The sequence below is a fragment of the Streptomyces monomycini genome, assembly GCF_022271435.1.
Lineage (GTDB): Bacteria > Actinomycetota > Actinomycetes > Streptomycetales > Streptomycetaceae > Streptomyces > Streptomyces monomycini.
Map to the genome: position 1 here is coordinate 364,268 of NZ_JAFIQY010000002.1, position 24,383 is coordinate 388,650.

Annotated in this window: 21 protein-coding genes; 12 read left to right on the forward strand and 9 right to left on the reverse strand. The window is 73.3% G+C overall.

Annotation, left to right across the window (positions count from 1 at the left end; all coding sequences use genetic code 11):
- Positions 1-10: 10 nt before the first annotated feature.
- Together meaB and JXZ78_RS04215 are read right to left on the reverse strand one after the other, a co-directional pair.
- Positions 11-979 carry a methylmalonyl Co-A mutase-associated GTPase MeaB gene (gene meaB / locus JXZ78_RS04210; protein ID WP_030022161.1) on the reverse strand — a complete coding sequence of 323 codons (969 nt, stop codon included), beginning with the start codon at positions 977-979 and terminating at the stop codon, positions 11-13.
- Positions 980-1,078: 99 nt separating this feature from the next.
- Positions 1,079-2,254 carry an acetyl-CoA C-acetyltransferase gene (locus JXZ78_RS04215; protein WP_030022162.1) on the reverse strand — a complete coding sequence of 392 codons (1,176 nt, stop codon included), beginning with the start codon at positions 2,252-2,254 and terminating at the stop codon, positions 1,079-1,081.
- Positions 2,255-2,427: 173 nt separating this feature from the next.
- On the opposite strand from JXZ78_RS04215, the gene mce reads away from it, so the two are divergent.
- The 7 genes from mce to JXZ78_RS04250 all read left to right on the forward strand — a co-directional run bounded on the left by mce (position 2,428) and on the right by JXZ78_RS04250 (position 13,375).
- Complete coding sequence (gene mce / locus JXZ78_RS04220; RefSeq protein WP_033038712.1) at positions 2,428-2,901, forward strand: methylmalonyl-CoA epimerase; 474 nt, start codon at positions 2,428-2,430, stop codon at positions 2,899-2,901.
- 200 nt (positions 2,902-3,101) lie between these two features.
- Positions 3,102-7,379, forward strand: a complete 4,278-nt coding sequence (gene scy, locus JXZ78_RS04225; RefSeq protein WP_030022164.1) for a polarized growth protein Scy — start codon at positions 3,102-3,104, stop codon at positions 7,377-7,379.
- A 114-nt stretch (positions 7,380-7,493) separates the two neighbouring features.
- Positions 7,494-8,432 (forward strand): coiled-coil domain-containing protein, encoded by a 939-nt coding sequence (locus tag JXZ78_RS04230; RefSeq protein WP_030022165.1) that lies wholly within the window; start codon positions 7,494-7,496, stop codon positions 8,430-8,432.
- Between the two features lie 298 nt (positions 8,433-8,730).
- Positions 8,731-9,807: an ATP-binding cassette domain-containing protein gene (locus JXZ78_RS04235; RefSeq protein WP_078624475.1), complete on the forward strand. Its 1,077-nt coding sequence runs from the start codon at positions 8,731-8,733 to the stop codon at positions 9,805-9,807.
- A 2-nt stretch (positions 9,808-9,809) separates the two neighbouring features.
- Positions 9,810-10,583 (forward strand): ABC transporter permease, encoded by a 774-nt coding sequence (locus JXZ78_RS04240; RefSeq protein ID WP_030022167.1) that lies wholly within the window; start codon positions 9,810-9,812, stop codon positions 10,581-10,583.
- Positions 10,584-10,703: 120 nt separating this feature from the next.
- Positions 10,704-11,984, forward strand: a complete 1,281-nt coding sequence (locus tag JXZ78_RS04245) for an ABC transporter ATP-binding protein (RefSeq protein ID WP_030022168.1) — start codon at positions 10,704-10,706, stop codon at positions 11,982-11,984.
- On the forward strand, positions 11,981-13,375 hold the full coding sequence (locus JXZ78_RS04250; RefSeq protein WP_238782656.1) for an ABC transporter permease subunit: 1,395 nt from the start codon (positions 11,981-11,983) through the stop codon (positions 13,373-13,375). Before JXZ78_RS04245 ends, JXZ78_RS04250 begins: the two co-directional genes overlap by 4 nt.
- Positions 13,376-13,381: 6 nt before the next feature.
- On the opposite strand, the gene JXZ78_RS04255 is transcribed toward JXZ78_RS04250, so the two are convergent.
- Positions 13,382-13,699, reverse strand: coding sequence for an Rv1322 family protein (locus tag JXZ78_RS04255; RefSeq protein WP_078624473.1), 318 nt, complete (start codon positions 13,697-13,699; stop codon positions 13,382-13,384).
- A 188-nt stretch (positions 13,700-13,887) separates the two neighbouring features.
- On the opposite strand from JXZ78_RS04255, the gene JXZ78_RS04260 reads away from it, so the two are divergent.
- Positions 13,888-14,916 carry an LLM class flavin-dependent oxidoreductase gene (locus JXZ78_RS04260; RefSeq protein WP_030022170.1) on the forward strand — a complete coding sequence of 343 codons (1,029 nt, stop codon included), beginning with the start codon at positions 13,888-13,890 and terminating at the stop codon, positions 14,914-14,916.
- Positions 14,917-15,049: 133 nt separating this feature from the next.
- On the opposite strand, the gene JXZ78_RS04265 is transcribed toward JXZ78_RS04260, so the two are convergent.
- A complete protein-coding gene (locus tag JXZ78_RS04265; protein ID WP_030022171.1) occupies positions 15,050-15,442 on the reverse strand; it encodes an SCO5389 family protein in 393 nt (130 codons plus the stop codon).
- Positions 15,443-15,655: 213 nt separating this feature from the next.
- Between JXZ78_RS04265 and nucS the strand changes: the two genes are divergently transcribed.
- A complete protein-coding gene (gene nucS, locus JXZ78_RS04270) occupies positions 15,656-16,318 on the forward strand; it encodes an endonuclease NucS (RefSeq protein WP_030022172.1) in 663 nt (220 codons plus the stop codon).
- 131 nt (positions 16,319-16,449) lie between these two features.
- On the opposite strand, the gene JXZ78_RS04275 is transcribed toward nucS, so the two are convergent.
- From JXZ78_RS04275 to JXZ78_RS04290, 4 genes are all read right to left on the reverse strand, one after another.
- Entirely contained in the window at positions 16,450-18,945 is a 2,496-nt protein-coding gene (locus JXZ78_RS04275; RefSeq protein WP_033038716.1) for an ATPase AAA, read from the reverse strand.
- Positions 18,946-19,210: 265 nt separating this feature from the next.
- Positions 19,211-19,534 carry an STAS domain-containing protein gene (locus JXZ78_RS04280; protein WP_030022174.1) on the reverse strand — a complete coding sequence of 108 codons (324 nt, stop codon included), beginning with the start codon at positions 19,532-19,534 and terminating at the stop codon, positions 19,211-19,213.
- 266 nt (positions 19,535-19,800) lie between these two features.
- The gene (locus tag JXZ78_RS04285; RefSeq protein WP_030022175.1) at positions 19,801-20,649 is read right to left on the reverse strand and encodes a 3-hydroxyacyl-CoA dehydrogenase family protein; all 849 of its coding nucleotides are present in this window, start codon (positions 20,647-20,649) and stop codon (positions 19,801-19,803) included.
- Between the two features lie 126 nt (positions 20,650-20,775).
- Complete coding sequence (locus JXZ78_RS04290) at positions 20,776-21,417, reverse strand: TetR/AcrR family transcriptional regulator (protein WP_030022176.1); 642 nt, start codon at positions 21,415-21,417, stop codon at positions 20,776-20,778.
- An 82-nt stretch (positions 21,418-21,499) separates the two neighbouring features.
- Here JXZ78_RS04290 and JXZ78_RS04295 point away from each other — a divergent pair, with 82 nt between their 5' ends.
- The 3 genes from JXZ78_RS04295 to JXZ78_RS04305 are packed head-to-tail and all read left to right on the forward strand — an operon-like array spanning position 21,500 to position 23,646.
- Positions 21,500-22,282: an ABC transporter ATP-binding protein gene (locus tag JXZ78_RS04295; protein WP_030022177.1), complete on the forward strand. Its 783-nt coding sequence runs from the start codon at positions 21,500-21,502 to the stop codon at positions 22,280-22,282.
- A 25-nt stretch (positions 22,283-22,307) separates the two neighbouring features.
- Positions 22,308-23,063, forward strand: a complete 756-nt coding sequence (locus JXZ78_RS04300; protein WP_030022178.1) for an ABC transporter permease — start codon at positions 22,308-22,310, stop codon at positions 23,061-23,063.
- Positions 23,064-23,073: 10 nt separating this feature from the next.
- Complete coding sequence (locus JXZ78_RS04305; protein WP_030022179.1) at positions 23,074-23,646, forward strand: cob(I)yrinic acid a,c-diamide adenosyltransferase; 573 nt, start codon at positions 23,074-23,076, stop codon at positions 23,644-23,646.
- Positions 23,647-23,690: 44 nt separating this feature from the next.
- Here JXZ78_RS04305 and JXZ78_RS04310 read toward each other — a convergent pair whose 3' ends face one another.
- Entirely contained in the window at positions 23,691-24,296 is a 606-nt protein-coding gene (locus tag JXZ78_RS04310; protein WP_050502744.1) for a hypothetical protein, read from the reverse strand.
- Positions 24,297-24,383 lie beyond the last annotated feature (87 nt).

Genomic DNA, 24,383 nt, shown 5'->3' on the forward strand with positions numbered 1-24,383 from the left:
GACGCTCCGCTCAGCCCCCCGCCTCCTCCCCCGTAACCCCCGCCACCAGCTCGTCCGCCGCCGCGTACGGGTCCAGTTCGCCCGCCACGATGCGTTCCGCCAGGACGGACAGGCGCCGGTCCCCCCGTAGATCCCCGATCCGCTCCCGCAGCCGGGTGACCGCGATCGTCTCGACCTCGCGGGCCGCGCGGGTGCGGCGGCGTTCCGCGAGGGTGCCGTGTTCTTCCGACCAGGCGCGGTGTTTTTCCAGGGCCTCTACGACCTCGTCGGTGCCCTGGCCCCGGGCGGCGACCGTTTTGACGATCGGTGGGCGCCAGTCGCCGGGGGCGCGGGCCTCGCCGAGGCCGAGCATGTGGTTGAGCTCGCGGGCCGTCGCGTCGGCGCCGTCGCGGTCGGCCTTGTTGACGACGTAGACGTCGCCGATCTCCAGGATTCCGGCCTTGGCCGCCTGGATGCCGTCGCCCATGCCCGGTGCGAGCAGCACCATCGTGGTGTCGGCCTGGCCGGCGATGTCGACCTCGGACTGGCCGACGCCCACCGTCTCGACGAGGATCACGTCGCAGCCGGCCGCGTCCAGCACCCGGATGGCCTGGGGCGCGGCCCAGGCGAGGCCGCCCAGGTGGCCGCGGGTGGCCATGGAGCGGATGTAGACGCCGGGGTCGGACGCGTGGTCCGACATGCGGACGCGGTCGCCGAGGAGGGCGCCGCCGGAGAACGGGGAGGACGGGTCGACGGCGAGCACGCCCACCCGTTTGCCGGCCCGCCGGTAGGCGCTGACCAGGGCGGACGTCGAGGTCGACTTGCCGACGCCGGGCGAGCCGGTGAGGCCGACGACGTACGCGCCGCCGGCCAGGGGGGCCAGTGCCGCCATCACCTCGCGCAGCTGCGGGGACGCGCCCTCCACCAGCGAGATCAGCCGGGCCACGGCCCGCGGCCGGCCCTGTCGTGCCTGTTCCACCAGTGCGGGGACGTCCACCACGGCCCAGCTCCTCCCAGCTCGGTTTCCACGGATTCCACGGTCACGCCGGGTGACGGGAGCGGGCGGGTCGTACCGCCCGGTCCGTCCCCCGCGCTCCGGCTACTTGCCCGGTACGCGGAGGATCAGCGCGTCGCCCTGACCACCGCCGCCGCACAGCGCCGCCGCGCCGACACCGCCGCCGCGCCGCCGCAGTTCCAGGGCGAGGTGGAGCACGATGCGTGCGCCGGACATGCCGATCGGGTGACCGAGCGCGATGGCTCCGCCGTTGACGTTCACCTTTTCCGGGGACACCCCGAGATCCTTCATTGACTGCACGGCCACCGCCGCGAACGCCTCGTTGATCTCGATCAGGTCAAGATCTTCGACCGAGAGGCCGGACTTGCCCAGTGCGTGCCGGATCGCGTTGCTGGGCTGGGACTGGAGGGAGTTGTCCGGGCCCGCCACGTTGCCGTGGGCGCCGATCTCGGCGATCCAGTCGAGGCCCAGCTCCTCGGCCTTGGCCTTGCTCATGACGACCACCGCGGCGGCGCCGTCGGAGATCTGGGAGGAGGTGCCGGCGGTGATGGTGCCGTCCTTGGAGAAGGCGGGCCGCAGCTTGGCCAGGGTCTCGGTGGTCGTTTCGGCGCGGATGCCCTCGTCCTTGCTGAAGACGACCGGCTCGCCCTTGCGCTGCGGGATCTCCACGGGGGTGATCTCGGCCTCGAAGAGGCCGTTCTTCTGGGCGGCGGCGGCCCGCTGGTGGGAGCGGGCGGCGATCTCGTCCTGCTCGGCGCGGCCGATGCCCAGGCGGGTGTTGTGCTTCTCGGTGGACTCGCCCATGGCGACGTTCTCGTACGCGTCGGTGAGTCCGTCGTGGGCCATCGAGTCGAGCATCTCGACGGCGCCGTACTTGAAGCCCTCACGGGACTTGGGCAGCAGGTGGGGCGCGTTGGTCATGGACTCCTGGCCGCCGGCCACGACCACGTCGAACTCGCCGGCCCGGATCAGCTGGTCGGCGAGGGCGATGGCGTCCAGGCCGGAGAGGCAGACCTTGTTGACGGTCAGCGCCGGCACGCTCATCGGGATGCCGGCCTTGACGGCGGCCTGGCGGGCGGGGATCTGGCCCGCGCCGGCCTGCAGCACCTGACCCATGATCACGTACTGCACCTGGTCGCCGCCGATGCCCGCCCGGTCCAGCGCGGCCTTGATGGCCGCCCCGCCCAGGTCGGCGCCGGAGAAGCTGCGCAGGGATCCCAGCAGGCGGCCCATGGGGGTACGGGCGCCCGCGACGATCACGGAGGTGGTGCTGGACGTACCGTTCGCTGTCGACATCAGCGCGGCCCTTCCTGTACAGGGAGGTTAACGAGGGTTCCCGTCAATGTACTGAGGGGTAGGCGCCGGGTCACCGGGCTGCGGGTGTGATCGCGCGCACGTTGCGTAACCACGCGTGCGGGCGGTGCACTGGAGCCATGCTGACGCGAATCGACCACATCGGGATCGCCTGCGAGAACCTCGACACGACCGTCGAGTTCTACCGCGCCACGTACGGCTTCGAGGTGTTCCACACCGAGGTCAACGAGGAGCAGGGCGTCCGCGAGGCCATGCTGAAGATCAACGATACGTCGGACGGCGGCGCCTCGTACCTCCAGCTCCTGGAACCCACCCGGGCGGACTCCGCGGTGGGCAAGTGGCTCGCCAAGAACGGGGAAGGCGTGCATCACATCGCCTTCGGCACGGCGGACGTGGACGGGGACGCCGCGGCCGTACGGGACAAGGGGGTGCGGGTGCTCTACGACGAGCCGCGCACCGGTTCCATGGGGTCGCGGATCACTTTTCTGCACCCCAAGGACTGCCACGGCGTCCTGACCGAACTGGTCACCGCGGCCCCTCACGAGGGAACCTCCGCCCCCGCTTCCACGTCTCCCTCCACGACAGAGCACTGACCTTTCCCTTCCCCGGCCGGTAGAGTGCATCTTCGGCCGGGGGCCGGGTCGGGGCCCGGTCCACACTCCGCCGATGATCTGACACCATTTCTTCGGAAGGGTCAGCTCCAGCACGCGCCCGGCACGAGGCATTTCGGGCTGCGGAACGAGCAGATGGGAGCCGGCCGCCACCATGACCAGGGGACGGATGGGACCGCGCAGTGCGGGGCAACGACCGCTACGAGGCTGACGACCACCTCTCGCAGTTCGAGGCCGAGATGGAGCGGCTGAAGACGGAGCGGGACAAGGCGGTCCAGCACGCCGACGACCTCGGGTACCAGGTCGAGGTGTTGCGAGCCAAGCTCCACGAGGCGCGGCGCACCATCGCGGCCCGCCCCGCCTACGACAACGTCAGCCACCAGGCCGAGCAGCTGCTGCGCAACGCCCAGATCCAGGCCGACCAGTTGCGTACCGACGCCGAGCGCGAGGTGCGCGAGGCGCGTGCTCAGACGCAGCGGCTGCTGCAGGAGCAGGCCGAGCGCCAGGCGCGCATGGAGGCCGACCTGCACGCCGAGGCGGTCGAGCGCCGCCGCCGGCTGGACGAGGAGCTCAACGAGCGCCGCCAGACCGTCGAGTCGCACGTCAACGAGAACGTGGCCTGGGCGGAACAGCTGCGGGCCCGTACGGAGGCGCAGGCGCGCCGTCTCATGGACGAGTCGCGGGCCGAGGCCGAGCAGGCGCTGGCCGCCGCCCGCGCCGAGGCGCAGCGGCTGGCCGAGCAGACCCGTGCCCGGCTGGGCAGCGAGGCCGAGCAGGCCCGCGCCGAGGCCGACGCGGTCCTGCGCCGGGCCCGTACGGACGCCGAGCGGCTGCTGAACGCCGCCTCCAGCCAGGCCCAGGAGGCCACCGAACAGGCCGAGCAGCTCCGTACGAGTGTCGGTACGGAGTCCGAGGAGGCGCGGCGGCAGTCCGCCGAGCTGACGAAGACCGCCGAGGAACGGCTCCAGGAGGCCGACCGCGCGCTGCGCGAGGCCCGCGCCGAGGCGGAGAAGCTGGTCACCGAGGCGCAGGAGAGCGCCGCCAAACGCCTGTCGGCCGCCGAGTCGGACCAGGAGCAGCGGCTGCGGACCGCCAAGGCGGAGATCGCCCGGCTGGTCGCCGAGGCCACGAAGGAGGCCGACGCCCTCAAGGCGGAGGCCGAGCAGCTGCGCGCGGACGCCCGTGCCGAGACCGAGCGGCTGGTCGCCGAGGCGCAGGAGGCCGCCAGGTCCAAGGCGGCGGAGGACTCCGCGGCGCAGCTCGCGAAGGCCGCGCGGACCGCCGAGGAGGTGCTGACCAAGGCGTCGGAGGACGCCAAGGCCACCACGAAGGCCGCCGCCGAGGAGGCCGAGCGGGTCCGCCGGGAGGCCGAGGCCGAGGCGGACCGGCTGCGCGGTGAGGCGCACGACACCGCCGAGCAGCTCAAGGGCGCCGCCAAGGACGACACGAAGGAGTACCGCGCCAAGACCGTCGAGCTCCAGGAGGAGGCACGGCGGCTGCGCGGCGAGGCCGAGCAGCTGCGGTCCGAGGCGGTCGACGAGGGCGACCGGATCCGGGCCGAGGCGCGCCGCGAGGCGGTCCAGCAGATCGAGGAGGCGGCCGCCACCGCCGAGGAGCTGCTGGCCAAGGCGAAGTCGGACGCCGAGGAGACACGTTCGGGCGCGAGCGCGGAGAGCGAGCGGGTCCGCACCGAGGCCATCGAGCGGGCCACGGCGCTGCGCAAGCAGGCCGAGGAGGTGCTGGAGCGCGCCCGCGCGGAGGCCGAGGAGCTGCGCGGCGAGAGCGAGGAGGCCGCCGCGGCGCTGAAGGCGGAGGCCGAGGAGGCCGCGCGGCAACTGCGTACGGAGGCCGAGGAGGCCGCCGCCGAGCGCCGCACCGAGGTGCAGGAGGAGCTGGACCGGCTCCAGGCGGAGGCGGCCGAGAAGGTCACCGCTGCCGAGGAGGCGCTGCACGACGCGCGTGGCGAGGCCGAGAAGCTGCGCCGGGAGGCGCAGGAGGAGGCCGCCAAGCTCAAGGCGGAGTCCGCGGAGCGGCTGCGGGTGCTCCAGCAGCAGGCCGAGGACGAGGCCGAGCGGCTGCGCTCGGAGGCGGCGACCGACGCGTCCGCCGCGCGTGCCGAGGGCGAGTCCGTCGCCGTACGGCTGCGCAGTGACGCCGCCGCCGAGGCGGAGCGGCTGAAGACCGAGGCGCAGGAGACCGCGGACCGGGTGCGCGCGGAGGCCGCGGCCGCCGCGGAGCGTGCGGGTGCCGAGGCCGCCGAGGCGCTGGCCGCCGCCCAGGAGGAGGCGGCCCGCCGCCGCCGGGAGGCCGAGGAGCTGCTCGGCGAGGCCCGCGAGGAGGCCCACCAGGAGCGCACGGCCGCGCGCGAGCAGAGCGAGGAGCTGCTGGCCTCGGCCCGCAAGCGGGTCGCCGAGGCGCAGGAGGAGGCGGAGCGGCTGGTCGAGGAGGCGGACCGGCGCGCCGACGAGCTGGTCACCGCCGCCGAGCAGACCGCCCAGCAGGTGCGGGACGCGGTCGCCGGGCTGCACGAGCAGGCCGAGGAGGAGATCGCCGGGCTGCGCTCGGCGGCCGAGCACGCCGCGGACCGTACGCGGACCGAGGCGCAGGAGGAGGCCGACCGGGTACGGGCCGACGCCTACGCGGAGCGCGAGCGCGCCGCCGAGGACGCGGGCCGCACCCGCCGCGAGGCCCAGGAGGAGGCCGAGGCCGCCAAGGCGCTGGCGGACCGCACGGTCGCGGAGGCCATCGCGGAGGCCGACCGGCTGCGCACGGAGGCCGGCGCCGAGGCGGACCGGCTGCGCGCGGAGGCCGAGAGCACGCTCGACGAGGCGCGCGAGGCGGCCGGCAAGGCCCGTACGGACGCCGCCGAGCAGGCCGACAGCCTGGTCGCGGAGGCCACCGCGCAGGCCGAGAAGATGGTGGCGGACGCCTCCGCCAAGGCGCAGCAGATGCGTACGGACGCGTCCGACGCGCTGGCCTCGGCCGAGCAGGACGCCAACCGGGCCCGCGCGGAGGCCCGCAACGACGCCAACCGGATGCGTTCGGACGCCGCCGAACAGGTGGACCAGCTGCTCACCGAGGCGCGCGCGGAGGCCGAACGGATCGTCACCGAGGCGACCGAGCTGACCTCTTCGGCGCAGGACGACGCGGACCGCACGGTGCGCGAGGGCAAGGAGGCCGCCGAGCGGCTGCGGGCCGAGGGCGAGCAGCGGGCCGCGGAGCTGGTCGCGGAGGCGACCGCCGAGGCGGAGCGGCTGCGGGCCGAGGCCGCCGAGGCGTTGGAGACCGCGCGCCAGGAGGCGGAGCGGACCGGCGACGCGGCGCGGGAGGCGGCGAACAAGACCCGTTCGGACGCCGCCGAGCAGGCCGACCAGCTGATGTCCGAGGCCGGCAGCGAGGCCGAGAAGCTGCGCGCGGACGCGGCGGAGACCGTCGCGGGCGCCGAGCGGGACGCCGACCGCACCCGGGCGGACGCCCGCGAGCAGGCGGACCGGATGATCGCCGAGGCCACCGCGGAGGCGGACCGGCTGCGCGCGGAGGCGGCGGACACCGTCACCTCGGCGCAGGAGCACGCCACCCGTACGCGTGCCGAGTCCGAGCGGATCAAGGAGGCGGCCGAGGCGGAGGCCGACCGGCTGCGCACCGAGGCGCTGGAGGAGTCGGAGCAGACCGTCGACGCGGCACGCAAGGACGCCGCGCAGCGCCGCGCGGACGCCGCCGAGCAGGCCGACCAGCTGGTGGCCAAGGCCCAGGAGGAGGCGCTGAAGTCGGCGACCGCCGCCGAGGAGCAGGCCGACCGGATGGTGGGCGCGGCCCGCAAGGAGGCCGACCGGATCGTCGCCGAGGCCACCGCCGAGGGCAACGCGCGGGTCGAGAAGTCCCGTACGGACGCGGACGTCCTGCTGAGCGAGGCCCGCGGGGACGCCACCGCGATAAGGGACCGCGCCGAGGAGCTGCGGGCCCGTATCGAGAGCGAGGTCGAGGAGCTGCACGAGCGGGCCCGCCGCGAGTCGTCGGAGACGATGAAGAACGCCGGCGAGCGGGTCGACAAGCTGATCGCGCAGGCCACGCAGCAGCAGGCGGAGGCCGAGGAGAAGGCCAAGCGGATGGTGTCGGACGCCAGCAGCGAGGCCAGCAAGGTCCGGATCGCCGCGGTGAAGAAGGCGGAGGGGCTGCTCAAGGAGGCCGAGCAGAAGAAGGCCGCGGCCGTACGGGAGTCGGAGCGGCTGCGCGCCGAGGCCCGCGCGGAGGCGGAACAGATCGTCGAGGAGGGCAAGCGGGAGCTGGAGGTGCTGGTGCGGCGCCGCAAGGACATCAACGCGGAGATCTCCCGTGTCCAGGACGTGCTGGAGGCGTTGGAGTCTTTCGAGACCCCGGCCAACGGTGGCGGCAAGGACGGGGCGAAGGCCGCGGCGGGGGCGGGCGCAACTCGTTCGAGTGGCAAGCAGTCTGAGGGGTAGCCACCCGAATGAGGGGCCATTCTCCACTCCAACCGTGCAATGACTCGATGACACGCCGTTGCGGCCCCTAGGATTCCCTTTATCACCTCACCGGTCTCTTTCGACAGGAACCCCATGAGCGACACTTCCTCCCCCTACGGCTTCGAGCTCGTGCGGCGTGGGTACGACCGCGGTCAGGTGGACGACCGCATCTCGAAGCTGGTCGCCGACCGCGACAGCGCCCTGGCCCGTATCACCTCGCTGGAGAAGCGGATCGAGGAGCTGCACCTCGAAACGCAGAACGCCCAGGCCCAGGTCAACGACGCCGAACCGTCCTACGCGGGCCTCGGGGCGCGCGTGGAGAAGATCCTCCGGCTCGCGGAGGAAGAGGCGAAGGACCTGCGCGAGGAGGCCCGGCGGGCCGCCGAGCAGCACCGCGAGCTGGCCGAGTCGGCCGCCCAGCAGGTCCGTAACGACGCCGAGCAGTTCGCGACGGACCGCAAGGCCAAGGCGGAGGACGAGGGCTCCCGCATCGTCGAGAAGGCGCAGGGCGAGGCGACCGCGCTGCGCGCCGAGGCGCAGAAGGACGCGCAGTCCAAGCGGGAGGAGGCGGACTCCCTCTTCGAGGAGACCCGCGCCAAGGCCGCGCAGGCCGCGGCGGACTTCGAGACCAATCTCGCCAAGCGCCGTGAGCAGTCCGAGCGGGACCTGGCCTCCCGTCAGGCCAAGGCCGAGAAGCGGCTGGCGGAGATCGAGCACCGGGCCGAGCAGCTGCGGCTGGAGGCCGAGAAGCTGCGGACGGACGCGGAGCGCCGGGCCCGCCAGACGGTGGAGACGGCGCAGCGCCAGGCCGAGGACATCGTGGCCGACGCGAACGCCAAGGCGGACCGGATCCGCAGCGAGTCCGAGCGGGAGCTGGCGGCGCTGACCAACCGCCGGGACTCCATCAACGCCCAGCTGACGAACGTCCGCGAGATGCTCGCGACGCTCACCGGAGCGGCGGTCGCCGCGGCCGGAACCCCGGCGGACGAGGAGCCCATCTCCCGCGGCGTCCCGGCGCAGCAGTCGCGCTGAGGCGCCGTTCGTCGTGGTGACGCCGGTGCGGCCGGTGGGCTCCCGCGGCCCGCACCCGTGACGGCCGGTACCGCGCACCACGGCACGGACGTTTTCCGCCCGCCCGCCTCTCCCCGGAGGCCGGGCGGGCGGAATGCTTTCAGCAGATCCGCTGACCGTCGTACGACCGGTCGCACGAGGGGTGTACGGGGTTCGTACCGGACGGGTACGGGGCCGTTCCGGCGACCGGTGGCCCCGGCGCGTGATGTCCGCTGCGCCCGAGATGCGGGGGCACCGGCCCCCGCTTAGCGTGCTGTACATGATCGAGATCGAGGGGCTGACCAAGCGTTACGGCGACAAGCTCGCCGTGGACGGGCTGACCTTCACCGTGCGGCCCGGGATCGTCACCGGCTTCCTCGGCCCCAACGGCGCCGGCAAGTCCACGACCATGCGGATGATGCTCGACCTGGACCACCCGACGTCGGGACGGGTCCGTATCGACGGGCGGCACTACCGGCAGCTGCCCACCCCCTTGAAGCACCTCGGCGCCCTCCTGGACGCCAAGGCCGTGCACGGCGGCCGGAGCGCCTTCAACCACCTGCTGTGCCTGGCCCAGAGCAACGGCATCCCGCGCGCCCGCGTCCACGAGGTGCTGGACACCGTCGGACTCACCGGGGTGGCCGGAAAGCGCTCCAGCGGCTTCTCCCTGGGCATGGGCCAGCGCCTGGGCATCGCGGCCGCCCTGCTCGGCGACCCCGAGATCCTGATGTTCGACGAGCCGGTCAACGGGCTCGACCCCGAGGGCATCCACTGGATCCGCAACCTGATGAAGGGTCTGGCCGCCCAGGGCCGTACGGTCTTCGTCTCCTCGCACCTGATGAGCGAGATGGCGCTGACCGCCGAACACCTCGTCGTCATCGGCCAGGGGCGGCTGCTGGCGGACACCTCGATGGCGCGGTTCATCCGGGAGAACTCGCGCGCGTACGTACGGATGCGGTCGCCGGAGCGCGAGCGGCTGCTCGACGTGCTCAGGGACGCCGGGCACCCGGCGGCGCCGGCCGGCGAGGCGGTGGAGATCGACGGGGTGAGCGCCGCCGACCTCGGCGAGCTGGCCGCCCGGCACCGGATCGTCCTGCACGAACTGAGCCCGCAGCAGGCGTCCCTGGAGGAAGCGTTCATGCAGCTGACCGCAGGATCGGTGGAGTACCACGCGCACTCGGCGGAGCCACGGCCCGCGGCGCCGGAGGACGGCCTTCCGGACGCTCCGCCGCCTCCGGGAGCGCCGGGGACGCCGGGAGCCTCGGGAACGCCGGGGACTCCGGAAGCACCGCCCCCGGACACCCCGCCCGGCGGCGGCTGGGGCGCCGGCTGGCGCGACCAGAAGCGGGGGTCCTGACCATGGCCGCCGTCTCCCGGGTCCTGACCTCGGAGTGGACCAAGATCAGGTCGGTGCGGTCCACGGTGTGGACACTGGGCATCGCGCTGGTCGTCACGGTCGCGCTGGGCGCGCTGATCTGCCTGCTCGCCTCGAACGACTTCGGCACCATGTCCCCCCGCGACCGGATCGCCTTCGACCCCACCAACATCAGCTTCGCCGGGATGGGCCTGGGCCAGCTCGCGATGATCGTCTTCGGGGTGCTGGTGGTCTCCAACGAGTACAGCACCGGCATGATCCGTACCTCGCTCGCCGCCGTACCGCAGCGCGGCACCTTCCTCTTCGGCAAGGTCGCCGTCGCCGCCCTGCTCGCCCTCGTCGTCTCCTTCGTGACGGCCTTCCTCTCCTTCTTCGTCGGACAGGCCATGCTCGGCACGCACGCGGCGTCCCTCGGCGACCCGGGCGTCCTGCGCGCCGTGGTGGGCGGCGGGCTGTACATGACGCTGATCGCGGTGTTCTCGATGGGGGTGGCCACGATGCTGCGCAGCCCCATGCCGGCGCTGGGCATCCTGATGCCGTTCTTCTTTTTGATCTCCAACATCCTGGGCAACGTCTCGGCCACCGAGAAGATCGGCTGGTACCTCCCCGACCAGGCCGGCCACAAGGTCATGCAGGTGGTCGCGCCGGCCGGTGACGAGGTGCCGTACGGGCCGTGGGGCGGGTTCGCCATCATGCTGGCGTGGACGGTGGCCGCCCTGCTGTGCGGATACCTGCTGTTGAAACGGCGCGACGCCTGAGCGCGGCGCCCCTCGGCCCGGTCCGCGTTTTGACGGGAACCGTCAGCCTGCGGATAACCTCCTAACCCTCACGGGGGTACGAGAGCACCTCTGCCCCGAACCATTTCTGAGGGGCGGAGAATGATCGAGGCATTCGGTCTGACGAAGCGCTACGGCGCCAAGACAGCCGTGCACAACCTGTCGTTCCAGGTGCGTCCGGGCACCGTCACCGGCTTCCTGGGCCCGAACGGCTCCGGCAAGTCCACGACGATGCGCATGATCCTGGGGCTGGACACCCCGACGAGCGGGCGGGTCACCATCGGCGGCATCCCGTTCCGCCAGGTGCCCAACGCCCCGCGGCACGTCGGCGCCCTGCTCGACGCCAAGGCGGTGCACGGCGGCCGCAGCGCGCGCCAGCACCTGCTCTGCCTCGCCCAGCTCTCCGGCATCCCGGCGCGCCGCGTCGACGAAGTACTCGGCGTGGTCGGCCTCCAGGACGTCGCCCGCAAGCGCTCCAACGGCTTCTCCCTCGGCATGGGCCAGCGCCTGGGCATCGCGGCGGCGTTGCTCGGCGACCCGCAGGTGCTGCTCTTCGACGAGCCCGTCAACGGCCTGGACCCCGAAGGCATCCTGTGGGTCCGCAACCTGATGAAGCAACTGGCCGCCGAGGGCCGTACGGTCTTCGTCTCCTCGCACCTGATGAGCGAGATGGCGCTGACCGCCGAACACCTCATCGTCATCGGGCGCGGCCAGCTGCTGGCCGACATGTCGGTCAAGGACTTCATCTCGGCCAACTCCGCCGACTTCGCCCGCGTCCGTACACCGGACACCGAGCCGGAGCTGCGCGAGAAGCTGGGCTCGCTGCTCGGCGAGGCAGGTGCCCAGGTCGTACCGGAGCAGGACGGCGCGCTGCGCGTCAGCGGGCTGCCGCTGCCCCGCATCAGCGACCTCGCGCACGACGCGGACATCCGCCTGTGGGAGCTGTCGCCGCATCAGGCCTCCCTGGAAGAGGCGTACATGCAGCTGACGCAGGGTGTCGTGGACTACCGTTCGACGACCGACCAGCGGGCCGGCCTCCAGCAGCAGGCACCCGGCCACGCGCCGCAGGGCATGGGTGTGCCGGGGCAGCCGCCGCAGGGGTACGCAGCGCCGCAGCCGGGCCCGTACGGTCAGCCCGGCCACCCGGGGCAGCCGCACCCGGGGGCCCAGGGACAGCCCAACCCGTACGCGCAGGGGCCCGGCGGCGCGCCGGGCCAGGGTTACCCGCCGCCGGCCGGCCAGGGCTCGCCGTACGGACACCCGAACCCGTACGGGCAGCCGCAGCCGGGCCCGCAGGCCGCCGCCCCGGCACCGATGCCGCCCGCCGCCCAGCCCGCCGCCCCCGCCGACATCTCCGAGCCGCACACCGAGGACGCCCGATGACCAGCCCTCAGCAGCCGCAGCCACAGCCTGAGCCGCACGACACCGAGGCGCCCGGCACCGGCCCGACGCCCGCGGCGGGGGCCCCGCAGCCGCCCGCACAGCAGCCCGCCCCGCAGCCGCCCGCCGAGCAGCCGGAGCCCCGGCCGCTGGCCGCGCACCCGCAGCAGCCGGGGCAGCAGCCTCCGGCCCAGCAGCAGCCCCCGGCGCAGCCGCCGGCCCGTGAGGCCGGCACGATGATGCTCCAGGCCCAGCAGCCGCCGGCCGCCGCGCCCGGCAAGGAGGCCGGGACGATGATGCTCCAGGCCCAGTCGGCGCCGCAGGTCCCGCAGGGTGCGCCCGGGCCCCAGGCCCCGCAGGGCCCGCCCGCTCCGCAGGCCCCCCAGGGCGCGCCCAGGGACGCGGGCACCATGACGCTCCAGGCCCAGCAGCCGCCCGCCGGTCCCCCGCCGCAGCAGGCGCCGTACCAGCAGCCGCACCAGCCCGCACAGCACCAGCAGGCATACCAGCAGGGCGCGCCCCAGCAGGCTCAGCAGGCCCAGCAGCCGCCCCACCAGCAGCAGATCCCGGCCGCCTGGCAGGCCGCCGGCCCCGGCGGCACCGGCCCGGCCTACGTCTCGCCGATCCCGGTGCGCCGGACCACCCTGGGGCACGCGCTCACCTCCGAGTGGACGAAGATCCGCTCGGTGCGCTCCACGATGTGGACGCTGGGCGTGCTGGTCCTGCTGAACGTCGGCCTCGGGCTGCTGATGTCGGTGTTCCTCGCGGGCCCGACCCGGGAGGTCGACCCGGTGCTCGGCTTCGCCTGGTTCGGCCTGCTGCTCGGGACGCTGTGCGTCATCCCCCTCGGCGTGCTGGTGATCGCCTCGGAGTACGGCACCGGCATGATCCGTACGACGTTCACCGCCTGCCCGAGCCGCGTCCGGGTGCTGACGGCCAAGGCGATCGTGCTGTTCGCGCTGACGTTCGTCGTCACCACGGTCTCCAACGCGCTGGTCGCGGTGGCCCACGTGGGGATGCTCAACGGCCCGGCGCCCACCGGTGACCAGTGGCTGCGGGCCACGGTCGGCTCCGGCCTGTTCGTGGCCCTGCTGAGCCTGCTCTCGCTGGCGGTCGGCACGCTGCTGCGGCACTCGGCCGGCGCGATCAGCGCGATGACGGGCCTGGTCCTGCTGCCCATGCTGCTGGCCGTGTTCATGATCGGGTCGGACAGCCTGCGCGCGTTCGCGACCAAGCTGATCGAGTACTCGGTCCCGAACAACCTCGCCGCCCTCTACGACCAGCCGTTCATGCCCGATGGACCGTCCGGCTGGCAGCCGCTGCTGGTCCTCCTGGGCGTCACCGCCCTCGTCCTCGGCAGCGCGTACGCCGCGCTGGAGAAGCGCGACGTCTGACGCCTCTCAGTACCTCGGCGCGTTACGGGACCGCTGGAGCCGCGCGCTCCGGCGGTCCCGTGCGTTCCAGCACGCCTTGTGCCAGTGTCTGCGCTCGTCCACGTCACCCTCCCGCGGCCAGGCGACGACGTGCGGCACCCCCGGCGGGATCTCCTGGTCGCATCCCGGGCACCGGTAGTGCTTGGCCGCCCCGCCGCCCCCCAGATGCCGTACGACCCATTCCTCGCCGCGCCATTCCTCGGTACGTTCCAGACCGTAGCGGCCCCCGCCCGCGTGGTCGGCTGGCTTCTCACCGCCGCGAGGGCGGTTTCGACGCGGAGACACTGGGCACCTCGGGAAATCTGCGGGGTCACGGGCCGTCACCACCCTACGCGGCTCCGTCATGGTGCGTAGTCGGCCGCCACAATCCTGCGATCATCGGGAAACTTCGCCGCAGGCCGTGCCCTTGGCACGTGTCACCCGTTGTTGCCTGTTGGGGGATGTCGCGTCGGCTGCGAGGAGGCAGAAGAGCGATGCGTGTTGGGGCTTTCATTCTGGCCGCTCAGTTTCCCGGTCAGGGGCAGGGGGAGGCACTGCACCGGGCGGTGCGGTCCGCCGAAGTCGCGGAGGAGGCCGGGCTCGACGCGGTCTGGCTGGCGGAGCACCACTTCGTGCCGTACGGGGTGTGCCCGTCGGCGGCGACGCTGGCCGCCCTGCTGCTGGGCCGTACGGACCGGATCGGCGTCGGCACGTCCGTCAGCGTGCTGCCGACCCAGCATCCGGTCGCCCTCGGTGAGCAGGCGGCGCTGTTGCACCTGACCTCCGGCGGGCGGTTCACGCTGGGGGTCGGCCGGGGCGGCCCCTGGGTGGACCTGGAGGTCTTCGGCTCCGGGCTGGCCGCTTACGAGCAGCACTTCCCCGAGTCGCTGGACCTGCTGCTGCGCTGGCTGCGCGAGCCGCGCGTCGGCGCCGCGGGGGAACGTCACTCCTTCCGGGAGGTCGCCGTCGTACCCCGGCCCGACGAGTCGCTGGAGATGCCGTCCGGGCCGCCCGTGATCCTCGCCTGCACCTCACCCCGGTCGGTGCGGCTGGCCGCCGAGCGCGGGCTGCCCATGCTGCTGGGGATGCACTGCGGGGACGAGGACAAGGCGGAGATGGTGGCGCTGTGGCGCCGGGTGGCGCTGGCGGCCGGGCGGGACCCGGCGCTGGTCGCGGCGGCGGAGCACGTCTCGGCCGGCGTGGTGCAGGTCGGCGACACCCGTCAGGGTTCGGCCGAGGTCCTCACGAAGGCGATGCCGGGCTGGCTGCGGCGCGGGCTGGCGGCCCACGAGACGGTCGACGGCCGCCACCGCGCCATGCGTGACCCGCTGGCGTACACGGAGCTGCTGTGCGACCTGCATCCGGTCGGTCCGCCGAAACGGTGCGCCGACCGGCTCGCGGCCTCGGCGGAGCGGACCGGCATCCGGCGCTTCGCGCTGCTCGTGGAGGGTTCCGGCGACCTGGCCGCCACCGAGGAGAACGTACGGCGGCTGGGCGCCGAGGTGTTGCCGCGGCTCGGCTGATCCGGATGCGGACGCGCTTACGGGTGCGAGTGCGGGACGGGGCGCGGCGGTCCGCGCCGGCCGGCCGATGCTGCCGCATGCGCACCCTTGCCGTACGGCCTCCGTCGCGCATGCGCAGCGGCAGCATCTTCGGTCAGCAGTCGCGCAGCTCCGGCGACTGGTTGAGCAGCTGGCCCCGGACGGAGGTGAACTTGGCCAGCCTGTCGTCCGCCGACGGGTCGAGCGGGAAGACCGCGACCCGGTGGCAGTTCTGGAATGCCAGCCGCACACCGAAGTGACGTTCCAACGCCCCGCGTATCGCGTCACTCGCCAGTGCTCGCAGCAGCTGACCGCGTGCCCGCTCGTCCGGCGGCGGCGTCTGGTTGTCGGCGAACTGGCCGCCGTCCACCTTCAGCTGGGCCACCAGCGAGCTGATCATCCCCCATGCGTAGGGCAGGGAGGTCCGGACGCAGTCGACAAATTCCGCTTCGTCGACCTCGCCTCGCTCGGCCTGTTCGAGGAGGGCCGGTGAGACGTCGAGCGACATGAGGTTCTCCTCTCGCGGCCCCGCCGGGACGGAGCCTCAGGGATGGGACGGGGGTTCGCGACGGAGCGTGTCCGTATCACGACCCCCCGCTTCAACGGTATGCCGCGCACCCGGCGCGCACCAGGAGATTGCAGAGACAACCGGGCGCCGGCGGAGCGGGCCGTTCAGGGGCGAATCGCGTCGGCGGCCTCCGGTCGAGTAGCGTGGCGCACCATGCGTCTCGTCATTGCCCGTTGCTCCGTGGACTACGCGGGCCGGCTCAGTGCCCACCTCCCGTCGGCCCCTCGCCTGATCCTCGTGAAGGCGGACGGTTCGGTCTCCATCCACGCGGACGACCGGGCCTACAAGCCCCTCAACTGGATGTCCCCGCCGTGCACCCTCAAGGAGGGCGACGGCAGCGTGTGGACGGTGGAGAACAAGGGGGGCGAGAAGCTCATCATCACCCTGGAAGAGGTGATGCACGACTCGGCCCACGAGCTGGGCGTGGACCCGGGACTGATCAAGGACGGGGTGGAGGCGCACCTCCAGGAGCTGCTCGCCGACCGGATCGAGACACTGGGCGAGGGCTACTCGCTCATCCGTCGTGAATACCCCACCGCCATCGGCCCGGTGGACATCCTGTGCCGGGACGCGGACGGCGCGACGGTCGCCGTGGAGATCAAGCGACGCGGCGAGATCGACGGGGTCGAGCAGCTGACCCGCTATCTCGATCTCCTCAACCGTGACCCGCACTTGGCGCCCGTCAAGGGGGTCTTCGCGGCCCAGGAGATCAAGCCGCAGGCCCGGGTGCTGGCCACCGACCGCGGTATCGGCTGCGTGGTGCTGGACTACAACGCGCTGCGCGGCATCGAGGACGACAAGCTGCGGCTGTTCTGAGCGGCGCCGCCCGCTCCCGGCGAGGGCGCCGGGAGTGAGCCCGGCCGCTCCGCCGGCACGGACGACGACGGCCCGGTACGGAACGCCCGCCCACGAGGCGGACGGTCCCGTACCGGGCCGTCGTGCTGTGCTCAGACGTCCGTGCCACCGGTGGTGGTCGCCGAGCTGCTGCCGTTGGCGCTGCTGGGCGCCGGGTTGCCGGTGGTCCCGGTCGGTTCCTGGCTGGTCGGCTTGTCCGTCGGCTTGTCCGTGGGCTTGTCGGTCGGCTTGTCCGTCGGTTTGTCGGTGGGCTTGTCCGTCGGTTTGCCGGTCGGCTCGTCCGTGGGCTTGCCGGTGGGCTCGTCCGTGTCGGTGGGCCGGGTGGTCGGGCTGGTCGGGCCCGTCGTCGGGGTGGTCGGGTCCGTGCTGCCGTCCGTGGGCCGGCCGGTCGTCGGGTCCGTGGCGCCGGTGCTCGGGGCGGGTGAGCCGGTGGGCTGCCCGCCGGTGCCCGGCACCGTCGAGCCGGGGCCGCCCGTACCGGGCCGGCTGCCCTGGCCGGTGCGGGAGCTGCCGGTGCCCGGCTGGTCGGCGGGCATGCCGTCGCCGTCCTGGCCCGGCTGGGCGGACTGCTCGGTCTTGACCTTCCCGCCCGTGCCGTTGTCGGACCCGGACACCGCGCCGAGGGTGACGACGGTGCCCAGGACGGCGACGAGCAGGGCGCCCGCGCCCGCGGCGACCAGGTTGCGCCGGGCGCCGAGCAGCAGGGCCTTGCGGCCGCCGGTCCGGCCGCCGCCCTTGCCCGTGCCGCTGCCGGGGACGGCGCGGGTGACCACGGTGGGTGCGGTCGCGTCGACGGCCGGGGCCGACGCGAGGGCGGCGGGCACCCCGCCGGGCGGGGAGGCCGACTCCTCCGTCCGCGCGTCCGGGATCTCCTCGCCGGCCGGCGTGGCCGTACCGGCGGGCGGGGTGAACGTGCCGGAGCGGTCGGCGACCAGGGCCAGCGCGCGCCGTCCCGCGACCGCGCCGCGCCGGTCGGAGAGCACTCCGCGCAGCCCTATCGACGCCTCCAGCTCGGCCCGCGCCCGGTCCAGGTTGCCGGTGCACAGGGCGAGCACGCCCAGCTCGTGGTGGAAGTACGCCTCCTCGGCGACCTCCCCGGCGATGCGGGCGGCCTCGGCGCCGTGCCGCAGGCTGCGCTCCCAGGCGTTCCAGTGCAGGGCGGCGGCGAAGGCCGGGGCGGCCGTACGGGCCAGCAGGACGGCGGCGCTGGGGTGGCCGCTCTCCCGGCTGCCGGTCAGGACGTTCATCGCGGCCAGGATCGCGTCGGCCTCGGCGGCGGCCCGCTCGGGCGTGACCGAGGGGTGGCCCGCCCACCAGGCGTAGTGCTGGGCGGCGGTCAGGGCGCGCTCGCCCGCGCCGTCGTCGTACCCGGCGGCCGTCAGCTGGTCCTCCACCGTCGCCGCGAGCCGGTAGTGGCCTCCGGCCGGGGTGATCAGCCCGCAGTCCAGCAGCGCGCCGAGGGCGGCGTCCGCGTGGGTGTCCTGGGCGAGCGCGGGCAGGTGTGCCTGGTGCGGCAGCTCGCCGCCCAGCGCGACCGCGAAGCGCAGCGTCTCGCGCGCCGCCTCGCTCAGCCCGGCGGCGATCAGCGGCGCGGGCGAGGCGGCCTCGGCGACGGTCGGCAGCGGTCCGGTGGTGCCGCCGTGGCCGTCACCGGCCGGGTCGTCGGAGCGCTCGCCGTACGTGCCGAGAGAGTCCTGGCCGGTACGGAGCCGCTGCCGCAGCAGGGCGCCGGCCTGGACGAAGCGCAGGGGCAGCCCTTCGGACTCGAACCACAGGTCGGCGGCCCACGCGGCCTCGTCGTCGGTGAGCGGCCGGCCGACGACGCCCTCCAGCAGCTCGCGGGAGGCCTCCCGGCCGATGCCGCCGAGGGCGACCTCTTCGAGGTGGGACCCGGGCGAGGGCGCGGCGACGTCGGGGGTGGCGGTGAACAGGAAGGCGCACTCGGGGGTGGCGCCCAGCAGTTCGTCCAGCGCGGCGCCGCCGAACTCCAGGTCGTCCAGGACGACGATGGCGCCGACCTCGCCGAGCAGGCGCAGCAGTTCGCCGCGGTCGGGCCGGTGCAGCGGGGCCCGGTGGACGGCGGCGAACAGCTCGTACATCACGTCGGTGGGCGTGCGGCGGTAACCGGAGAGCCGTACGACGCCGTCGGGGGCCAGGTCCTCGCAGGCGGTGGCGACGGCGTCCAGCAGGCGGGTACGGCCCGCCCCGGAGGGCCCGGTGAGCCGTACGGATCTGCCGCGCGACAGCAGCCGCACCAGCCGGTCGGTCTCCTCGGCGCGCTCCAGGAGGGCGCCCTGGCGGCCGGCCGAGACCGGTACGGCGGGCGGGGCGGCGGCGCGGGCCAGCTCGGCGCGCTCCTCGGGGCCGTGCTTGCCGGGGACGGCGGGCTGCTCGCCGGGCGGGCAGGGTTCGATCTCGCTGCCGTCGACCGGGTTGACGGTGAGCAGGTAGGGGCCCGACACGAGCTGCACGGTGCGCGCGAGCCCGCCGGGGGCGGCCGCGGAGCCGCCGGCCGCGGGCGTCGGCGTCGTGGCAGGGGCGTCCTGCTCGCCGTACTCCTCAGGTCCCCGGTTGGTGTTCGGGTCCATGGTGAAATGCCCCCCAGATGCGCTTGGCGTGCCGACCGACCGTTTGCGTCCCGGCCGTCCGCACTCCCCCAGCCTCCGGCCGGGGTGCTCCCCGGCCGCCGCTTCTGGTCCGGTGCCCGCCGTGCGGCGAACCGGACGGCGGAAAACCGAACCTTAGACCTTCGCCCAGTATCTACGAAGCGCCGGGGTCCGTTCCTGCCCGGAACGTCACAGTGTTGTGAGAATCCTTCGGGTATGCGGCTTTTTGATCTTGCCGCCGGCGCCGTCAGACCCGCGGCAGGGTCTCGGCCGCGATGCCGCCCTCGATGGCGAGGATGCGGTGCAGGCGGGTGGCGACCAGCAGCCGCTGCATCTGCGGCGGTACGCCGCGCAGCACGAGCCGGCGGTTGGCCCGCCCGGCGCGGCGGTGCGCGCCCATGATCACACCGAGTCCGGTGGCGTCCCACGAGTCGAGCCCGGTCAGGTCCAGTACGAGATCGCCCTGGCCCGAGTCGACGGCGGCGTGCAGGACGGTTCGGGCGTCCGCCGCGCTGCGGACGTCGAGGCGGCCCCCGACGACCAGCTCGGCGTGGTCGCCCCTGATGTGCATATGCGCTCCCCGGGTGATGAGTGCTCGATCGTTACGTCTACAGAACTGACTGCCTCTCGTGCGGCGAAGTTGCCGCCTGTAAGCGAACCGATACCGAATTCACCCCGGAGGGTGACGGCACCGGACCCGTGCGCCTGGCGCGCCGGCCACCGCGGGGGCGTGCCGCCGGTGGCCGGAGCCCCGGCCACCGCGCTTCCGGCCGTGCCGGGAGCGGCGCCTGACGCTGCGACAGCGCGGTGCGGGGTCCGGGCCCGTCCGACGCGGAATCAGTGCTCGTAGAAGCCTTGCCCGCTCTTGCGGCCGATATCGCCGGCATCGACCATCCGCCGCATGACCTCCGGCGGCGCGAACTTCTCGTCCTGCGACTCGGTGTAGATGTTGTCGGTGGCGTGCAGCAGGATGTCCACGCCGGTCAGGTCGGCGGTGGCCAGCGGCCCCATGGCGTGCCCGAAGCCCAGCTTGCAGGCGGTGTCGATGTCCTCGGCGCTGGCCACCCCGGACTCGTACAGCTTCGCCGCCTCCACGACCAGCGCCGAGATGAGGCGGGTGGTCACGAAGCCGGCCACGTCACGGTTGACGACGATGCAGGTCTTGCCGACGGACTCGGCGAACGCGCGGGCGGTGGCGAGGGTTTCGTCGCTGGTCTTGTAGCCGCGCACCAGTTCGCACAGCTGCATCATCGGCACCGGCGAGAAGAAGTGCGTGCCCACCACCCGCTCGGGGCGCCCGGTGGCCGCGGCGATCTTGGTGATCGGGATGGCCGAGGTGTTGGAGGCGAGCACCGCCTCGTCCTTGACCAGCTTGTCCAGGTTCGTAAAGATCTCGCGCTTGACGTCGATCCGCTCGAAGACCGCCTCGACGACGATGTCCGCGTCGGCCGCCGCCTCCAGGTCGGTCGTGGTGGTGATCCGGGCCAGTGCCTGCTCGGCGTCGGCCGCGGCCAGCTTGCCCTTGCTCACGAACTTCTCGTACGAGGCCTCGATGCCGCCCTTGCCGCGGGCCAGCGCGCCTTCCGTCACATCGCGGAGGACGACCTCCCAGCCCGCCTGGGCCGAGACCTGCGCGATACCGGACCCCATGAGTCCGGCTCCGATGACGGCGAGCTTCTTTGCCACTTGCTGTCCCCTAACACGCTGTACACCTGACGGCTCTCGGCAGTGACGTTAGCGCTCGGCGGCGATCGATAGGAGGGTTAGAGATGCGCGTCACGTCTCAGATGACGGACATCACACCGCACGGGCTCATCGGCCGCCGCGCACGGCATAGTTGAGGACCTGTTCGCCGAGCGCGCCCTCCAGGTCGTCGAGCAGTACGAGCGCCTCGCGTGACACCTCGTCGGGTGCCCTTCCGGCCATCATGGCGCGGGCGATGTGGGCCGTGAGGGTGGCGTGCACCCAGTTGAGCTGGCCGGCCACCAGGAGCGGCAGCCAGTCGTCCGCCGCGGCGCGGGCCTCCTGTCGGAGGGTCTCCTCCAGGCGGGTGAGCTGTTCCTGCTGGAGATGCCAGAGGCGGGCCTTGAGGGTGGCGGCGCCCTCGATGACGCGCAGGAAGCGGTCGTAGCCCGCGACCAGCCCGACGGCGGGCGAGACCGCCTCCACCTGTTCGCGCAGTTCGCGCAGGACGGCGGCGGCGGCCGACTCGCCCGGGTCCCGGCCGCGTACGTAGCGCGCGAGGCGGTCCACCAGTCCGGCACCGCGGTCCATGAAGAGGTCTTCCTTGGCCGGGAAGTAGTTGTAGACGGTGTTGACCGAGACCTCGCAGAGCTCGGCGATCTCCGCGATGGTCACGTCGTCGAAGCCGCGCTCCAGGAACAGGCCGGTGGCCATGTCGGAGATGTGCTGGCGCGTCTGCCGCTTCTTGCGCTCCCTGAGTCCCTCTGCCATGCCCCGCATCGTACGCCTTCTTGGGGTCTCTGGATTTTTGGGGGCGTTGCAATTTTTCAGTGGCTCTGTTTTTCTGTCCGGCATGGCAGTCATCACGGCGTCCGGCCTGACCCGGACCTTCACCGCCCACCGCGGCACCGTCGAAGCCGTACGCGGCATCGACCTCGCCGTCGGGCACGGCGAGATCCTCGGCCTGCTCGGCCCGAACGGCGCCGGGAAGACCACCACCCTGCGGATGCTCACCACGCTCCTCGCGCCCACCGGCGGCAGCGCGACGGTGGCGGGCTGCGACCTCGTCCGCGACCCGGCCGGGGTGCGGCGCGCCACCGGGTACGTGGCCCAGTCCGGCGGTGTCGACCCGAACATCTCCGTACGGGAGGAGCTGGTGACCCAGGGGCGGCTGTACCGCCTGCCGAAGGCCCGGGCCGCGGCCCGCGCCGGGGAACTGGCTCACGACCTCGGCCTCGAAGGGCTGCTGGACCGCCCGTGTGCCGCGCTGTCCGGCGGGCAGCGGCGGCGGCTGGACATCGCGATGGGCCTGCTGCACCGGCCCGCGGTGCTCTTCCTGGACGAGCCGACGACCGGGCTCGACCCCGGCAGCCGGGCCGCCTTGTGGGAGCTGGTCCGGCGGCTGCGGGCGGACTTCGGCACCACCGTCGTCCTGACCACCCACCACCTCGACGAGGCGGACGCGCTCGCCGACCGCCTGGTGGTCGTGGACAACGGCGTGGTGGCCGCCGAAGGGACCCCGCGCGCGCTCAAGACCGCGTACGCAGGCTCGCCGGACGCGTCCCTCCAGGACGCCTTCCTGGCGATCACCGGGCGCGGCCCCGCCCCGGCGGACACCACCCCCGTAGCCGTCTGACCGCCCGGCCCTCCAGGAGACCCCTATGACCTCCGTCCTGTCCGACACCGCCCTGATCTTCGGTCGCTATGCCCGGCAGAGCCTGCGCTCCAAGGTGCAGATGCTCTTCGGCGTCCTGATGCCGCTGCTCTACCTGCTCTTCTTCGGCCCGCTGCTGACGAAGCTGCCGCTGGCCTCCGAGGGCAGTTCCTGGCAGGTCCTGGTGCCCGGCCTGCTGCTGCAACTCGCGCTGTTCGGAGCGTCGTTCTGCGGCTTCGCCATCCTTCTGGAAAAGCAGTACGGCGTGGTGGAGCGGATGCGGGTGACGCCCGTCAGCCGGCTCGCGCTGCTGCTGGGACGGGTGCTGCGGGACACCGTGCTGCTCACGTTCCAGGCGGGGCTTCTGGTGCTGGTGGCGCTGGTGATGGGGCTGCGGGCGCCGCTCGGCGGCATCCTCATCGGCTTCGCGTTCGTCGCCGCGACGGCCGTCGCCCTGTCCTCGCTGTCGTACGCGCTGGCCCTGAAGGTCTCCTCACCGCAGGAGTTCGGCCCCGTCGTCAACGCCGCGACCATGCCCACGATGCTGCTGTCCGGCCTGATGCTGCCGATGGCCCTGGCCCCCGGGTGGCTGGACGTCCTCTCCCGCTTCATGCCGCTGCGCCACCTCGTGGACGGTGTCCGCGCGGCCTACGTGGGCGACTACACCGGTACGCCCGTGCTGTACGGAGCACTGACCGCCGCCGGACTCGCCGCGGTGGCCGCGGCGGTCTGCACCCGCGCCTTCCGCAGGGCCGCGGCGTAGGCTCGCCCGTATGGTCAATCTGACGCGCATCTACACCCGTACCGGCGACAAGGGCACCACCGCCCTCGGCGACATGAGCCGGACCGCCAAGACCGACACGCGGATCGCGGCCTACGCGGACGCCAACGAGGCCAACGCGGCGATCGGTGTGGCCGTCGCCCTCGGCTCGCTGCCGGAGGACGTCGTCACGGTGCTCGTCCGGGTGCAGAACGACCTCTTCGACGTGGGGGCCGACCTGTCGACGCCGGTGGTGGAGAACCCGGAGTTCCCGCCGCTGCGCGTCGAGCAGTCCTACGTCGACAAGCTGGAGGCGGACTGCGACCACTACCTGGAGAGCCTGGAGAAGCTGCGCAGCTTCATCCTGCCCGGCGGTACGGCCGGCGCCGCGCTGCTGCACCAGGCGTGCACGGTGGTCCGCCGCGCCGAGCGCTCCACGTGGGCGGCGCTGGAGATGCACGGCGACACCATGAACCACCTCACCGCCACCTACCTCAACCGCCTCTCCGACCTCCTGTTCATCCTGGCCCGCACGGCCAACAAGGAGCAGGGCGACGTGCTGTGGGTGCCGGGCGGCGAGCGGTAGGCGCACCGCCGGGACGGCTACCGGTAGGCGCACCGCCGGGACGGCTACCGGCAGGCGTCCTCGCGGGCACGCTCGTGGCCGTCCGCGCCGTCCGCGCCGCCCGGGGGCAGCTCCCCCTCCGGCGCCTTCTTCGGCCACAGCGTGTAGCTCACCGCGATGACCAGGTTGATACCGATGACGAAGAGCATCTTGGTCTGCCAGTCGCGCAGCGAGACGGTCTGGGCGGGGTCGCCCACGTACCAGGCCGCGAGCTGCAACAGGCCGATCGCGATGAGCGCGGCGAGGACCCAGCGGCCCGCCGACTGCCACTCGAAGACCGCGCGCTCCTTGCCGTACTTCGGCGCCGGTACGGGCGGCGGGCCGCCCGCGAAACGGTGGGCGAAGCGGACGTCCACCCACTTGATCGTGCGGTGCCCCAGCGCGGCCGAGAAACCGATGTAGACGGCGGCGAGCCCGTGCTTCCAGTCGGCCTCGGCACCGTTCTTGAGGTCGATGGCGGTGACGACCAGCAGGACGAGTTCCAGCAGCGGTTCCAGCAGCAGGACGGCGGCGCCGGCACGCGGCATTTTCGCCAGGTAGCGCAGGGCCAGTCCGCCGGCCAGCAGCACCCAGAAGCCGACCTCGCAGACGATGATCAGTGTGACGATCACGGGACTCCCCTTCTTTCCTGTCCCTTCCAGGCTCACCCCGGAATCCGGCCGTCACCTCGTCACCCGCGATGATCCGGCGCTGCATCT

Excerpts from the sequence above, each read along its gene's own strand:
- mce (WP_033038712.1), top strand. The coding sequence starts at position 2,428 with ATGCTGACGCGAATCGACCACATCGGGATCGCCTGCGAGAACCTCGAC.
- JXZ78_RS04230 (WP_030022165.1), top strand. The coding sequence starts at position 7,494 with ATGAGCGACACTTCCTCCCCCTACGGCTTCGAGCTCGTGCGGCGTGGG.
- JXZ78_RS04235 (WP_078624475.1), top strand. The coding sequence starts at position 8,731 with ATGATCGAGATCGAGGGGCTGACCAAGCGTTACGGCGACAAGCTCGCC.
- JXZ78_RS04240 (WP_030022167.1), top strand. The coding sequence starts at position 9,810 with ATGGCCGCCGTCTCCCGGGTCCTGACCTCGGAGTGGACCAAGATCAGG.
- JXZ78_RS04245 (WP_030022168.1), top strand. The coding sequence starts at position 10,704 with ATGATCGAGGCATTCGGTCTGACGAAGCGCTACGGCGCCAAGACAGCC.
- JXZ78_RS04250 (WP_238782656.1), top strand. The coding sequence starts at position 11,981 with ATGACCAGCCCTCAGCAGCCGCAGCCACAGCCTGAGCCGCACGACACC.
- JXZ78_RS04260 (WP_030022170.1), top strand. The coding sequence starts at position 13,888 with ATGCGTGTTGGGGCTTTCATTCTGGCCGCTCAGTTTCCCGGTCAGGGG.
- JXZ78_RS04265 (WP_030022171.1), bottom strand. The coding sequence starts at position 15,442 with ATGTCGCTCGACGTCTCACCGGCCCTCCTCGAACAGGCCGAGCGAGGC.
- nucS (WP_030022172.1), top strand. The coding sequence starts at position 15,656 with ATGCGTCTCGTCATTGCCCGTTGCTCCGTGGACTACGCGGGCCGGCTC.
- JXZ78_RS04275 (WP_033038716.1), bottom strand. The coding sequence starts at position 18,945 with ATGGACCCGAACACCAACCGGGGACCTGAGGAGTACGGCGAGCAGGAC.
- JXZ78_RS04280 (WP_030022174.1), bottom strand. The coding sequence starts at position 19,534 with ATGCACATCAGGGGCGACCACGCCGAGCTGGTCGTCGGGGGCCGCCTC.
- JXZ78_RS04290 (WP_030022176.1), bottom strand. The coding sequence starts at position 21,417 with ATGGCAGAGGGACTCAGGGAGCGCAAGAAGCGGCAGACGCGCCAGCAC.
- JXZ78_RS04295 (WP_030022177.1), top strand. The coding sequence starts at position 21,500 with ATGGCAGTCATCACGGCGTCCGGCCTGACCCGGACCTTCACCGCCCAC.
- JXZ78_RS04300 (WP_030022178.1), top strand. The coding sequence starts at position 22,308 with ATGACCTCCGTCCTGTCCGACACCGCCCTGATCTTCGGTCGCTATGCC.
- JXZ78_RS04305 (WP_030022179.1), top strand. The coding sequence starts at position 23,074 with ATGGTCAATCTGACGCGCATCTACACCCGTACCGGCGACAAGGGCACC.